At 44.8% G+C, this 13,529-nt stretch carries 13 protein-coding genes; 8 read left to right on the top strand and 5 right to left on the bottom strand.

Annotation, left to right across the window (positions count from 1 at the left end):
* Positions 1-19 precede the first annotated feature (19 nt).
* The 3 genes from yxaF to MHI44_RS10900 all read left to right on the top strand — a co-directional run bounded on the left by yxaF (position 20) and on the right by MHI44_RS10900 (position 3,018).
* Positions 20-595, top strand: coding sequence for a transcriptional regulator YxaF (gene yxaF, locus MHI44_RS10910; protein ID WP_021481046.1), 576 nt, complete (start codon positions 20-22; stop codon positions 593-595).
* 93 nt (positions 596-688) lie between these two features.
* Positions 689-1,702 carry a quercetin 2,3-dioxygenase gene (gene qdoI, locus MHI44_RS10905; RefSeq protein WP_339201923.1) on the top strand — a complete coding sequence of 338 codons (1,014 nt, stop codon included), beginning with the start codon at positions 689-691 and terminating at the stop codon, positions 1,700-1,702.
* A 107-nt stretch (positions 1,703-1,809) separates the two neighbouring features.
* Positions 1,810-3,018 carry a DUF418 domain-containing protein gene (locus MHI44_RS10900; RefSeq protein ID WP_212059275.1) on the top strand — a complete coding sequence of 403 codons (1,209 nt, stop codon included), beginning with the start codon at positions 1,810-1,812 and terminating at the stop codon, positions 3,016-3,018.
* A gap of 29 nt (positions 3,019-3,047) precedes the next feature.
* Here MHI44_RS10900 and MHI44_RS10895 read toward each other — a convergent pair whose 3' ends face one another.
* Positions 3,048-3,503 (bottom strand): RDD family protein, encoded by a 456-nt coding sequence (locus MHI44_RS10895; RefSeq protein WP_003242940.1) that lies wholly within the window; start codon positions 3,501-3,503, stop codon positions 3,048-3,050.
* 256 nt (positions 3,504-3,759) lie between these two features.
* Between MHI44_RS10895 and MHI44_RS10890 the strand changes: the two genes are divergently transcribed.
* Positions 3,760-4,185, top strand: coding sequence for a DUF5391 family protein (locus MHI44_RS10890; protein ID WP_003242533.1), 426 nt, complete (start codon positions 3,760-3,762; stop codon positions 4,183-4,185).
* A 100-nt stretch (positions 4,186-4,285) separates the two neighbouring features.
* Positions 4,286-5,518 carry a PQQ-binding-like beta-propeller repeat protein gene (locus tag MHI44_RS10885; protein ID WP_029318572.1) on the top strand — a complete coding sequence of 411 codons (1,233 nt, stop codon included), beginning with the start codon at positions 4,286-4,288 and terminating at the stop codon, positions 5,516-5,518.
* Between the two features lie 43 nt (positions 5,519-5,561).
* Here the strand turns inward: MHI44_RS10885 and MHI44_RS10880 are convergent, their stop codons facing one another.
* Together MHI44_RS10880 and MHI44_RS10875 are read right to left on the bottom strand one after the other, a co-directional pair.
* Entirely contained in the window at positions 5,562-6,029 is a 468-nt protein-coding gene (locus tag MHI44_RS10880) for an RDD family protein (protein WP_339201922.1), read from the bottom strand.
* Positions 6,030-6,210: 181 nt separating this feature from the next.
* Positions 6,211-7,548 (bottom strand): aldehyde dehydrogenase family protein, encoded by a 1,338-nt coding sequence (locus MHI44_RS10875; protein ID WP_029318575.1) that lies wholly within the window; start codon positions 7,546-7,548, stop codon positions 6,211-6,213.
* Between the two features lie 142 nt (positions 7,549-7,690).
* On the opposite strand from MHI44_RS10875, the gene MHI44_RS10870 reads away from it, so the two are divergent.
* Positions 7,691-8,833 (top strand): TetR/AcrR family transcriptional regulator, encoded by a 1,143-nt coding sequence (locus MHI44_RS10870; protein ID WP_319620326.1) that lies wholly within the window; start codon positions 7,691-7,693, stop codon positions 8,831-8,833.
* A 29-nt stretch (positions 8,834-8,862) separates the two neighbouring features.
* Here MHI44_RS10870 and MHI44_RS10865 read toward each other — a convergent pair whose 3' ends face one another.
* Positions 8,863-9,684, bottom strand: a complete 822-nt coding sequence (locus tag MHI44_RS10865; protein ID WP_029318577.1) for an SDR family oxidoreductase — start codon at positions 9,682-9,684, stop codon at positions 8,863-8,865.
* Positions 9,685-9,800: 116 nt separating this feature from the next.
* Between MHI44_RS10865 and MHI44_RS10860 the strand changes: the two genes are divergently transcribed.
* Both MHI44_RS10860 and htpG read left to right on the top strand, forming a co-directional pair.
* The gene (locus tag MHI44_RS10860; protein WP_212082609.1) at positions 9,801-10,052 is read left to right on the top strand and encodes a hypothetical protein; all 252 of its coding nucleotides are present in this window, start codon (positions 9,801-9,803) and stop codon (positions 10,050-10,052) included.
* Positions 10,053-10,219: 167 nt separating this feature from the next.
* Positions 10,220-12,100, top strand: coding sequence for a molecular chaperone HtpG (htpG, locus tag MHI44_RS10855; RefSeq protein WP_327845741.1), 1,881 nt, complete (start codon positions 10,220-10,222; stop codon positions 12,098-12,100).
* Positions 12,101-12,141: 41 nt separating this feature from the next.
* Here the strand turns inward: htpG and MHI44_RS10850 are convergent, their stop codons facing one another.
* Positions 12,142-13,527 carry a sugar porter family MFS transporter gene (locus MHI44_RS10850; RefSeq protein WP_046161055.1) on the bottom strand — a complete coding sequence of 462 codons (1,386 nt, stop codon included), beginning with the start codon at positions 13,525-13,527 and terminating at the stop codon, positions 12,142-12,144.
* Positions 13,528-13,529 lie beyond the last annotated feature (2 nt).

Below are 13,529 nucleotides of genomic sequence, written 5' to 3'. Positions count from 1 at the left end.
CCTAGGAGGGAATGTTTTAATGACTAGCAGAGGAGATTCACGTGAAAAAATCCTTCACACGGCGTCACGTCTGTTCCAGCTGCAAGGATATCACGCGACAGGTTTGAACCAGATTGTAAAAGAAAGCGGTGCTCCTAAGGGATCGCTTTATCACTTTTTTCCGAATGGCAAAGAAGAATTAGCAATTGAAGCGGTTACATATACAGGGAAATTGATTGAACATCTGATACAGCAAAGCATGGATGAGTCCTCTGATCCAACAGAAGCGATTCAGCTTTTTATCAAAAAAACAGCCAGCCAATTTGACAACACAGAAAGCATTAAAGGTATTCCAGTCGGTTTGCTGGCGAGTGAGACAGCGTTAATCAGTGAACCGCTGCGGACGGTTTGCATGAAGGTGTTTAAAAGCTGGGAAGCAGTTTTTGCCAGAAAATTAATGGAAAACGGATTTGCAGAAGAAGAAGCAAATCAGCTTGGAATGCTGATTAATTCGATGATTGAGGGCGGCATCATGCTTTCGTTAACGAATAAAGACAAAACGCCCCTTCTTCTCATTGCCGAACAAATACCAGTGCTGGTGAGAAAAAAAGGGTAGCATTTTGTTATCCTTTCTCCTACAATTATATAGAACGGTCTAGACAAATAAATGATAATATATAGACTGGTCTAAATTGGAGGAAACGATAATATGAAAACATTATGTACACATTCATTGCCTAAAGAAAAAATGCCTTATTTGCTCCGGAGCGGAGAAGGCGAGCGCTATCTGTTCGGCAGACAGGTTGCCACGGTAATGGCGAATGGGAAGAGCACAGGTGATCTGTTTGAGATCGTGCTTCTTTCCGGGGGAAAAGGAGATGCCTTTCCGCTTCACATCCACAAGGACACACATGAAGGAATTCTCGTTTTGGACGGGAAACTGGAACTGACACTTGATGGTGAACGCTATTTATTAATATCAGGTGATTATGCGAACATTCCGGCGGGAACACCGCACAGCTACCGGATGCAGAGCCACAGAACAAGACTGGTATCTTACACGATGAAAGGAAACGTAGCGCACTTGTATTCCGTTATTGGGAATCCGTATGATCACGCTGAACATCCGCCGTACGCAAGCGAAGAAGTCTCAAACGAGCGATTTGCAGAAGCAGCCGCTGTAGCGGACATTGTATTTCTAGATGAAGGAAAGCCTGCATGTTCGGCCAAATTAGCGGAACTTACAGAGCTGCCAGATGGAGCGGTTCCATACGTTCTTGAATCTGGAGAAGGAGATCACCTGTTGACTGGAGATCAGCTTCACCGCATTGTGGCTGCACAAAAAAATACAGATGGGCAGTTTATCGTCGTATCCTCTGAAGGCCCTAAAGGTGACCGAATCGTTGATCACTACCATGAACATCATACAGAAACATTTTATTGCCTTGAAGGTCAGATGACGATGTGGGCAGATGGCCAGGAAATTCAGCTGAATCCGGGAGATTTCCTGCATGTCCCTGCAAATACCGTTCACTCCTATCGCCTTGATTCTTACTATACAAAGATGGTGGGCGTATTGGTTCCTGGTTTATTTGAACCGTTTTTCCGGACGTTAGGCGACCCGTATGAAGGCCACATCTTCCCATGTGAGCCTCAGGCTTTGCGCTTTGATCGCGTTTTGCAGAATATCGAAGCATTAGATTTAAAGGTGATGAAACCATAAAGATGACAAGATTGTAAGGTTTTCATGCCGGCCTGACACCTAAATCGATGTTTCCGCGCTTCATTTTTTCATACCCTTAAGGTACAGAAAAAAGGAGCGTGATGGCTATGTCTTCATTACAGCCGACTTTAACAAATGAGCGGATCGGTGTGCTTGATGTGCTGAGAGGAATGGCGATTTTCGGCATCTTATTTGTCAATCTGGCACATTTCAGTTATCCGGATATGTATTTGTCTATGCTTGGAAAAGAGAATTTTTTCATGGATAAGTGGTCTGAAGCTGATTTTGCCGCCGCAGATATACTGAAATTCTTCATTCAAATAAAATGTATTTTATTGTTTTCCTTTTTATTTGGATTTGGCATGGTTGTCATGATGGAGAGAGCAGAAAACAAAGGGAAACGGTTTGTTCCGTTATATGTGAGAAGGTTAATGGCGCTTCTCTTGTTTGGAACGATTCATGCCTTTTTGATATGGGACGGAGATATTTTAACAGAATATGCCCTGCTCGGTTTTGTCCTGCTCTTGTTTCGAAAAGCAAAGCCGAAAACACTGCTGATATGGGCGGTCTCTTTGTATCTTTTGTTTTCCATTCCGTTCATGTTGACAAGTTTTGATCAATCAAACGGACAGGAATGGGTACAAGCGGTAAAACAGCAGGCAAAACAAGCGATTCATGTTTATGGAAGCGGCAGCCTGAAGGACATTGCAGAACAGCGGATCCATGACCGTCTTGTTTATATGTCTTCGAATGGCATGCTTACGTATAATCCGCTCAACTTCTTCTTTGCATCCATTCCATATTTCAGCATGTTTTTGCTGGGAGCTGCGGCAGCGAAATCTCGGTACTTGCATGAACCAGAAAAGCATCGCAAAGGATTAAAACGATTGTGGATGGCTGGGCTTGTCATCGGCATCGGCGCCCAGGTGCTGTACAGTGTAACGGATAAAGAAATATGTTTGCTGATTGGCGCGCCTTTCCTCATGTTTTTCTATGTTACAACGGTTGTCTATCTTTATCATAAAACAAGAGTGAGAACAGTGCTGCAATCATTCTCCGCTGTTGGGAGGATGGCATTTACCAATTATCTGATGCAGTCTATTGTATGTACTTGGATTTTTTATCATTACGGCTTGGGCCTGTATGGAAAAGTGTACCCTGCTGCCGGTGTGCTCATTACAATTGCTGTTTGTGCCGTTCAAATGGTCTTCAGCCACCTTTGGCTTCGTGTCTTTCGGATGGGGCCGTTTGAGTGGCTGTGGAGAAGCGCTACGTATCTGTCGTGGCAGCCTATTGTAAAGAAAACAAAAGTCTAGATGCCTATTGGCGTCTAGACTTTTTTCTATTATTTATACACGACACGTGTTTTGCAAATGATGTCATGCAGGCCTTTTTTCTCTCCAAAGGCGATCATGATAAACCCGATATAAAAGATGATTCCAGATAAGATATAGGCAAAGTAACGGCCAATTCCCTGTCCGACAGAAACCCGTTCACCTTGTTCATTGACCACTTTCAGGCCAAGAATTTTTTTGCCAAGTGTGCCTTGCATTTTAGAAGCTGTGAGCAGCCCGTAATATAACACGCTGATGACGATCATGATCAGCATAGTAGGCAAAAATGCAAGCGTCATGTATTTCACTAAATACTCTTCTTCCGTCATGTAAGGGTTTGTTGCCACAGCCCCAGCTACAAACACAGAATTGATAATAAATAGAATAATATAACTAGGAACAGATACAATAATGCCGTCAATAAAATAAGCTAAAAAACGAATCCAAAATCCTGCTGGTTTTTCCATGTATTTTTCTCTCTCCTCTGAATTAATCTGGAATAGTATACTTTGAAAAACATGTACATGCAATATGGTATGGTGATAAAATCCTGATATTACAGAAAAATGAGTCTTTTATCCTTTGTTTTTTACTATATAAATATACTAGAAAGAAGCATAGCAATTGTGTATGTATTCTGGAATTTTTTAAAAATATAATGAATATAACATTCAACTTATTTATAATAAAAAAGGTTAATATTTCTATTAAAGGAGGAGTTTGATGTCAAAAAAAAATAGCGTGGCGATCATGACAACCATTTCTGCGTTTCTTTTTTGCGCCGTGATTGTGGCGGCTTCACTTTCGCCGCTGGCCGGAACGGGAGCGGCGGCCAATCAGTTTAATTCAGCTGGCATGTGGTCAGCTGTCGGTATGATCCTTGTCTTGTATTTCATTCCATTTCTCGTTTATATGCTCGGAGTCGATGCAATGAGGTATGTCATGGCGGTGCTTTGCGGCTTCGGGCTTTTGATTCATTTGTCTTCGGCCGGTTTTATCTTGATGTTTAGTTTCTTTAGTGACCATCTGCTTTCTGAGGTGATCTTTGTTTTGGGAGTTAGTCTCGCTGCGGCTGCTGTCAACGTCATTTGGTTTGTGGCTGCATTTCGATCGGGTGCTGAAAAAACGTCCGTGAATACTCTTACATAGTTTTCTAGTTTGTGATGTTTTTGTGAAATAGATTTATAAAATGGATGAATATGTTATGATGGTCACAAATTAGAAGTTACATATAATGGGGGTCTCAATGATGGTCAAGTCATTTCGTATGAAAGCTTTGATTGCGGGAGCTGCGGTGGCGGCGGCTGTTTCGGCCGGCGCTGTTTCTGATGTGCCCGCTGCCAAAGTGCTTCAGCCGACAGCTGCTTATGCGGCGGAAACGGTGTTTTCTCAAAATAATGGAGCATCTGGCTTTTTGCCAGGAAGATATGATGTACAAGCGATGGCGCCTGCCATGTTTAACTGGTCACGCGAAAGCCGGTTCGCCGGAAATACAGACGGGACGCTGAAATGGCAAAACGACATCAGAACGACTCCGCAAAATGGAGCGGGGGCTGTGATTGACGGAGACGGCACAGTATATCTTCATTCCAGAGACGGGGAAATGAAAGCCTTTAATCCAGACGGCTCAGTCAAATGGGTGACGAGCAATCTTGGAAAAACATATACGCAATCTCCTGTACTTGGGACCAACGGCGTTATCTATTTGGCATCCTATGACAAAAAGATTTATTTTATTGACAAAGAAACGGGAGAAATTTTAACAACGGTTCCGTTAAGCGGCGGGCCAAGCTCTGAAACGGTGATCGGTTCAGACGGGACGTTGTATTTCTCAACACTTGATAATTATGTTCACGCGATCAAACCGACGTCAAAATCAACCTGGACAGAGCGCTGGAAGTTGAAAACAAATGGTGTCGTCAGCTCTGTGCCGGTGCTTGCCAAAAACGGCACCGTGTATGTCGGCACATATAATTACGTGTTTTATGCGATCAACTCCGGAACCGGACAGGTGAAATGGTCCAGAACGACGTCAAATGCGTTTAAAGGATATCCGGTGATTGATAAGGACGGAAACATTTATGCCGGCAACCAAGATGGACAGCTGTATGCTTATACATCAACAGGCAGTTTGAAATGGACATTCCCGCTAAACGGGTTCTCCAGCTCATCTCCTGCGATTGATCATAATGGCAATATCTACATCGGCTCAGGAAGCGGCGAGCTGTTTTCCATCAGCAAAAACGGGGATATGAACTGGTCATTCTACACAGACGGCCCTGTCAGAACGGCGCCGCTGATTGACGCGAAGGGAACGGTTTATTTCGGGTCAGATGATATGAAGGTTTATGCGGCAGACGCAAACGGCAATGAATTATGGAGCTATCAAACCGACAGCAACGTCGTGTCTTCTCCTCAGCTCGCTGAGGACGGAACGCTTTATATTGGAAGTTATACGAAGCTGATGGCTTTTGGGAAATAGTAAAACAGGCTGGCGAGGTTAACTCGGCAGCCTGTTTTTTTGATCAATCAAGATATTTATTTTTATAGACAACCTTTGTCCCGCAAATATAATTATGTAATGCCAGTTTAGAGGGAAAGGCCGCCATGATAAAACCGATATATAAGATCTTAAATAATGTGTAAGCGAAGAAACGGCCGAAGCTGTGCCAAAAAGAAATACGCTCGCTATACTGATTGACAACGATGATGCCCATGAGTTTTTTTCCCAATGCTGCTTGCATGTTTGAGGAAGTCAGCAAGCTATAGTAAAGAATAGCGAAAATAAATATGATGGCCAAAACAGGGATTGTGCCAATGATCAACATGAAAAACTCATATCGGGCTTCTGACATGTGTGTACCTGCTGCATCAATGAGTGGCAACACAATGAAGGTGTTAATGAAAATCATAATGAAAGAGAATATAGCTATAATAAATACATCAATAATAGAGGCGGCTGCCCGAATCCAAAATCCAGCTGGTTTTTCCATGTATAATATTCTTTCCTTTGAAGTTTTCTGGGATATTATACGTTAGGGGCTGCAGGGTTTCAATGAGATAGACTAGAGGAATTTGGTCTCGTAGTAAAAATGGTATTTTATCACTTTTAATCTCTTTGATATAAAGATAAAAAAAGAACCTGCAAGATGATGCAGATTCTCTTCATTACGATTATTCAGCGGCTTGAATAAATACACCCTTCTCATGAGAAAACTCTTTGAATCCGTATACCCCATGATAGGAGCCGATTCCGCTTGTGTTGACGCCGCCGAATGGCAGGTTGACGTCACTGAAATGGACGACGACATCATTGATGGCGGCATTTCCTGATGTCGTGTGCTGAAGGACGTTGTCAATCAGGTCTTGGTTTTTGCTGAACACATAAAGTGCAAGCGGTTTATCGCGGTCATTTACGTAATCGATGACCTCGTCGATGTCTTCATAGTTCATCATTGGCAGGATCGGTGCGAAGATTTCCTCCTGCATGATTTTCATGTCAGGCGTGACGTTTTTCAAAACGGTTGGCGAGATCGTGCGGTCGCTGGCATCGAATACGCCGCCGAACACCACTTCCGCCCCTCTTTCGATGGCATCGTCGAACAGATCTTTGACGCGGTTGAAGTTGCGGTCATTGACGATCTGCGTAAATTTGCTGCGGTCTGGGGTATGATCATCCTCCATAAATCCAGCGTTGACGACTGTTTGTAAAATCCCCGCGAACCTGTCCTGAACGTCTTTTTTAATGAACAGGTAATCAGGTGCGATGCAGGTTTGGCCGGCGTTTACGAATTTCCCGACGGCGATCTTTTTCGCTGCGTCCATCAGATCGTATTCACTGTCAATGATCGTCGGGCTCTTGCCGCCAAGCTCAAGTGTGACAGATGCCAAGTGTTTGGCAGCCGCTGTCATGACAATTTTCCCGACATTTGTGCTTCCAGTGAAGAAAATATGGTCGAACGGCTGATCAAGTAGTTCGGTTGCCACCTCAACCTCTCCTTCAAAAATCGCGACTTCTTTTTCATCAAAAGCGTCTCTTATTACTTTAGCGGCAATGTTGCTCGTGTTCATCGTGAAATCGGACAGCTTCACAATCGCGCTGTTTCCGGCTGCGAGAGAAGCGGCAAGCGGCGCCATCGTCAGCATAAACGGATAGTTCCACGGGCCGAGGATGAGTGTGACGCCTTTAGGCTCGTACATAAGAATTCCGTTTGCGTCAGGGCTTAACGATGAACCGACTTCTTTAGGCGCCATCCATTGTTCCAGGTTATTCATATTATCTCTAATCGCTTTTTTTGTTCCTTCGATTTCCGCTTTTTTGACTTCGTGATATGGTTTGCGGACGTCTTTGCGGATCGCTTCGATGATTTCTTCTTCATGGGCGATGACGGAATCTAAAAAGCGTTGAAGCTTTTCTCTCCGCTGTTCCGCTGTTGAAGCGCGCAAGGCTTTTTGCTGTTTTTTCTGAAGCTGAAAGACACGCTGGATGTCGTCCTTTACTTGCTGTTCCATTGTAAAATCCCCCTCATTTGCTTTCTTCTTTTCTCGGACCTATTATAAGGTGGTACCTTTTCTGTAAGAAAGACAACGGTGAACCATCTATACGTTACCGTACATATATCTAAGATCTGTCTAATGATTGGAGGTGTCTTTTGTGCCGGAATCTGCCGAAGCTCAAGTGAAAGAGGCGCTGCTGGCTTTATTGAAAGAAAGAGATATTCAACACATCACAATGAAAGAAATCGCTGAGAAGGCCAAAGTGAGCCGCGGATCGCTCTACCTTTATTATGAGGATAAGTTTTCAATCATTGAGGATGTGATCGAAGACATGAAGGAAGGACTGGGCAAAGCGCTTTTTGACGCCTTCAGTCATATGGATACCCTTCATTTGAACAAAAAACGGCAAACGGTGCATCCGACGCTGTCCTTTGTTCATGAGCATCGATCCTTTTTTTCTGTGATGATGAACAGAGGGCATTTCCATCGTTTTTTTAGGGATGTGTTTCAGCAGGATGTGCTGCTGACTCCGGTCCATGTGAATTTGACGCCGATCGAACGGGAAATTTACGGACATTACCGGGCCTTGTATACGTACGCGATTATCCTGTATTGGCTGAATGAGGATGCGGCCGCGACTCCGGAAGCTATCAGCCAAAAGGTATGGGAGCTTGTTTCTCAAAAGAGATTTTATTGGCTGTTTGGACAAGCTGTGCCAGGAGAGCGAGAGAATGACAAGCAAATCGACAGGCGTGTGGTTCGAACGAGAGAGGCGCTCCAGAAGGCATTTCTGGACGTGCTGGCGGAGAAAAAAGACTACGCAGCCATCACAATTTCGGATATTACCCGGAAAAGCAATATCCGCCGTGCAACCTTTTATGATCACTATGCCAATAAGGAGGAATTGCTCCAAACCATGATACAGCGATCATGTGCGGAGATCATTGATCACCTGACGATTGCCTCCAGCCCGAATGAATTTTCCTTAAAGGAAGCGGAGAAGGCGCTCGCCAGTCTGCTTTCTGCTTTGTCAAACATGCCCATTGTCCATTTTCTCAATCGGGAATGGGGTGTTCCTCATGTGATACCTGATATGTTCAAAGCGCTGGAATCGTTTTATCTGCATCAGCAAACTGATATTCACGCAGAGAAAAAGCTTTATGCCCATTATGTATCCGCAATGATTATCGGGTTGCTTTTGTATCGGCTGGATGAAGGAAAGGCGCATCCGCCTGAAGTGCTGGCGAGGGAATTTTTGCAGTTTTTGGATGTGAAAAAGTATAAGGTTGTATTGCTTTGAAAGACAAAAAGAGAGGGACATCCCCTCTCTTATTTCGTTTCTTTCTTCCATTTCTCATCAATCAGCATTTTCCCTGGCCATGTGTATGCCATGATGCCGCCGTCTGCGGTGATGTCCTCTCCTGTGACGTATGAGCTGTCGTCTGACGCGAGAAACAGGGCCACTGTCGCCATTTCCTTCGGCTGGCCGAGGCGGCCGAGCGGCGTGATCCATTTGTTGGCTTCGCGGAATTTTTCACCCATTTCCTGTTCTTTGGTGCCTGCTAATTTGTCAATCAGTGGGGTTTCGATCGTACCCGGTGAAATGGAATTGACGCGGATGCCGTTCCGTGCGTAGTCGATCGCCATCGCTTTTGTCAGGTTGGTGATGCCGCCTTTTGCTGCGTTGTAGCCCGAGCGGTCAAGATCAGCGGCACGGCCTGACATGGAGGAGGTGTTGATGATGGAGCCTCCATTTTCGAGCATGAGCGGAATCAGATATTTGCTGCAAAGGAATGTGCCGCGCAGGTCGACAGCGATAATGCGGTCAAACAGGTCAACCGGATATTCGTGCACCTTTCCGCCTTCCTGATCAACGCCGGCATTATTAAACAGAATATCAATCGTTCCGCATGCATCCTTGATTTGATCAGCAAATGCTTTCACACTGTTTTCATCTGACACATCGAGGTGAAAGGATTCGGCCTGTCCTCCGTTTTTTCTGATTGCGTCAACTGTTTCTTCCATTTGATCTTTATTGATATCTCCGATGATCACACGCGCGCCTTCATTGGCAAAAACCTCCGCCGTCGCTTGACCAATGCCTGTCGCGGCGCCTGTGATAACTGCTGTTTTGTTTTCAAGTCTTCCCATGATACGAGACCTCCTTTTTCTATTTGTCTTCCCGCTATGTGCAGTGATAAACATGCGAGAAAAGAAAGGCCAGCATATGTTAAGATGAATTAGAAATTGTTGGGAGGTTTGTATGTTTGAAGGTACAGCATAAGAAGGAGCTCAAGTTTTATTGCATCGTGACCATTCCATCTGCATTTGTTGTGCTGACTGTCATCTCTTTTTTATTGCAAGAGATTACGTTTCCGGTGACTGCAAGCGCATTTCTGAGTGCTTCATGGCATAATCTATTGTTTTTGATACCGTTCGGTTTGTTTTTCTACCCGGTGCATATATGGATGAAGCGGGAGTTTGGCCGCTGGAATGACACAGAAAAAAAGAGAGGATGATGAAGCCTCTCTTTTTTATGAGAATGAGTGAGAAAAAGAGTGAAAACAAATCCAACTAATGTTAAATTTACATATATATGCATCTATCAATCTAATTGACAATTGTCATCTTATGTGATAAATAGATGCTGAAAAGGGTTTACATAATGGTAAAGGAGCGATCAAGAGTGGCGAAAAAAGAGTTTAAAGCAGAGTCTAAACGCTTGCTGGATATGATGATTAACTCCATTTATACCCAAAAAGAAATTTTCCTGCGCGAGTTAATCTCCAATTCGAGTGATGCGATTGACAAAATCTATTACAAAGCGCTTACGGACGATGCGCTTACGTTTGATAAAGACAGTTACTACATAAAGGTCGCAGCTGACAAAGATGCGAGAACATTAACCATCTCTGATACGGGGATCGGAATGACAAAGGATGAGCTTGAACAGCATCTTGGAACAATTGCAAAAAGCGGTTCCCTCGCGTTTAAAAAGGAAAACGAGCTGAAAGACGGACATGACATTATCGGGCAGTTCGGTGTCGGTTTTTACGCGGCATTTATGGTTGCCGATGTCGTGACAGTCATCAGTAAAGCGCTTGGCAGCGAAGAGGCTTATAAATGGGAGTCTGCGGGTGCAGATGGCTATACGATTGAGCCGTGTGAAAAGGATTCTGTCGGTACAGACATTATCCTGAAAATCAAAGAGAACACAGAAGATGACAGCTATGACGAGTTTTTAGAGGAATATCGTTTAAAAGCGATCATCAAGAAGTACTCCGACTTCATTCGCTACCCGATCAAAATGGATACCACCATTAATAAGCCGAAGGAAGGCAGCGAAAATGAATTTGAAGAGGTGCAGGAAGAGCAGACGGTCAACAGCATGGTGCCGATTTGGAGAAAAAACAAAAGCGAGCTGACAGATGAGGATTATGAAAAATTCTATGCTGAAAAGCATTACGGGTTTGATAAACCGCTCACACACGTTCATATCAGTGTGGATGGAGCCGTTCGCTACAACGCAATTCTATTCGTCCCTGAAAACATGCCGTTCGACTACTATTCCAAGGAATATGAGAAAGGCTTGGAGCTGTATTCCAATGGCGTGCTGATCATGAATAAGTGCGCAGACCTGCTACCGGACCACTTCAGCTTTGTGAAGGGCATGGTCGATTCTGAGGATCTGTCGCTGAATATTTCCAGAGAAATGCTGCAGCATGACCGCCAGCTGAAGCTGATCGCGAAAAACATCAGCAAGAAAATCAAAAGCGAGCTGCAAAGCCTGTTGAAAAAAGACCGCGAGAAATACGAGACGTTCTACAAGTCGTTCGGCAGACAGCTGAAATTCGGCGTGTACAATGATTTTGGCGCGAATAAGGATCAATTGAAGGATCTCCTCTTATTCTACTCTTCAAAAGAGAAAAAACTGGTCAGCTTAGACGAGTATGTTTCCAGAATGCCAGAGGAGCAGAAATTCATTTATTACGCGACCGGTGATTCTTACGACCGCATTGAGAAACTGCCGCAAACGGAAATGGTGGCGGACAAAGGCTATGAAATCCTCTACTTTACTGAGGACATCGATGAGTTTGCAATTAAAATGCTGGCTTCTTATCAGGAAAAAGAATTCAAGTCCGTATCAAGCGGAGACCTTGGCATAGACACGGATGAGGATCAAAAGCAGTCCGAGGAAGAGGAAAGCAAGTATAAGGAACTGTTTGAGGAAATGAAAAACATTCTGTCAGACAAAGTGAAAAACGTCAGAATCTCAAAACGGCTTAAATCACATCCAGTCTGCCTTGCTGCTGACGGCGAAGTGACAATTGAGATGGAAAAAATCTTAAACGCGATGCCTGACAGCCAAAATGTGAAGGCGGAAAAAGTGCTGGAAATCAACCCAAATCACGAGGTATTCCAAACGCTGCAGGACGCGTTTGAACAAGATAAAGAGAAGCTGAGCCTGTACACAAACCTTCTGTACAATCAGGCGCTTCTCATCGAAGGCCTGCCGATTCAGGACCCTGTGGAATTTACGAACAATATTTGCAAGGTCATGGTGTAAACAGAAAAAGGAATCGTCCCATAAGGAGACGATTCCTTTTTTTATAATGTACGCTCATTCAGCACTTGGTTTTGGGTGCTTTTCTTCTTTTTAAACCGTTTTTTCAGGCTTGCTTCAATTTCTTCCAAGCTTTTCCCTTTGGTTTCCGGTACCATGTAGAACGCGAAGAAAAATGAGAGAAGACAAATGACTGAGAAAACCATAAAGACCCATGCGATGCCCATCGCGCTTAGCATCAGCGGAAAGACAAGCGACACGATCAGGTTAGCCGCCGATAACACCAAAGTCGTGAACCCTGTCGCGGCTCCGCGTGCTTTGGACGGGAAGAGCTCAGGCATGAGCACCCACACTACCGGACCCCATGTCGCCTGGTAAAAGACGATATAGACACCTAGAAAGACTACTGTCATCCACGCTGTTGATGCGGAAAGTCCGAGCGTTAGGAGCACGCCTGATAAAGCAGCAAGGCTCAGTGTGATGCCGACACTTCCCCAGATCAGAAGTTTTTTGCGGCCGACACGGTCAATTAAGATCATGGCAGTGATACACATGATGACGTTGAGGATGCCGATTCCCATTGTGCCGAGCGCCGAAGCTGATGTGCCAAGACCGGCCTTCGTAAAAATGGTTGGCGCGTAGTAGATGACCGTGTTAATGCCGACCGCCTGCTGGAAAATGGCAAGACCGACGCCAATCAGAAGCATAGGGCGAATCCACTTGGCTTTCAGCACGCCGAGTGTCGTTTCTTTTTTCTCCGCTTCCCCTTGCTTCATCTCTGCCAATTCCATTTCGATGTCTTTGGGATCATGAGTGATGTTCATGATGCGTCTCGCTTCTTCTTCACGGCCGCGCTTCACGAGCCATCTTGGCGATTCCGGCATGAACGCGATGCCGATTAATAGAAGCACGGCAGGCACTGCGGCCAGACCAACCATCCAGCGCCACGCTTCAAACGGTGTGAACAGGTAGTTAACGATATAGGCAAGCAAAATCCCGGTGACAATCATTAAGTTGTTCATTGTGCCGAGTGTCCCGCGAATTTTCGTCGGTGCCATTTCGGAAAGATACACGGGCACAAGTGCCGTTGAACCGCCGACGGCCAACCCTAGTATCACCCTAGATGCAATCAGCATGCCGATTGTTTGAGAAAATGCGCAAGCGAGCGCTCCGATAATGAAAATGATGGAAAGGACAAATACAACCTTTCTCCTGCCCCAGCGGTCTGAGCATGTGCCGCTCAAGGCCGAACCGAAAATCGCGCCAAGGAGCAGCATGCTGACAACCAATCCTTCTGTCAATGTCGTTAAAGGAATATCGTTATTGATAAACAGGAGTGCTCCGGAGATAACACCTGTATCGTAACCATATAGCAGTCCCCCTAAAGCGCCGAAAAAGTAGATCATATATTTCCTTGTGTCTTTCTTCACAA

This window comes from Bacillus sp. FSL K6-1366 (assembly GCF_037976695.1).
GTDB lineage: Bacteria > Bacillota > Bacilli > Bacillales > Bacillaceae > Bacillus > Bacillus subtilis.
Note: the sequence above shows the minus strand (reverse complement) of the source record. Positions and strands in the feature narration are given on the sequence as shown.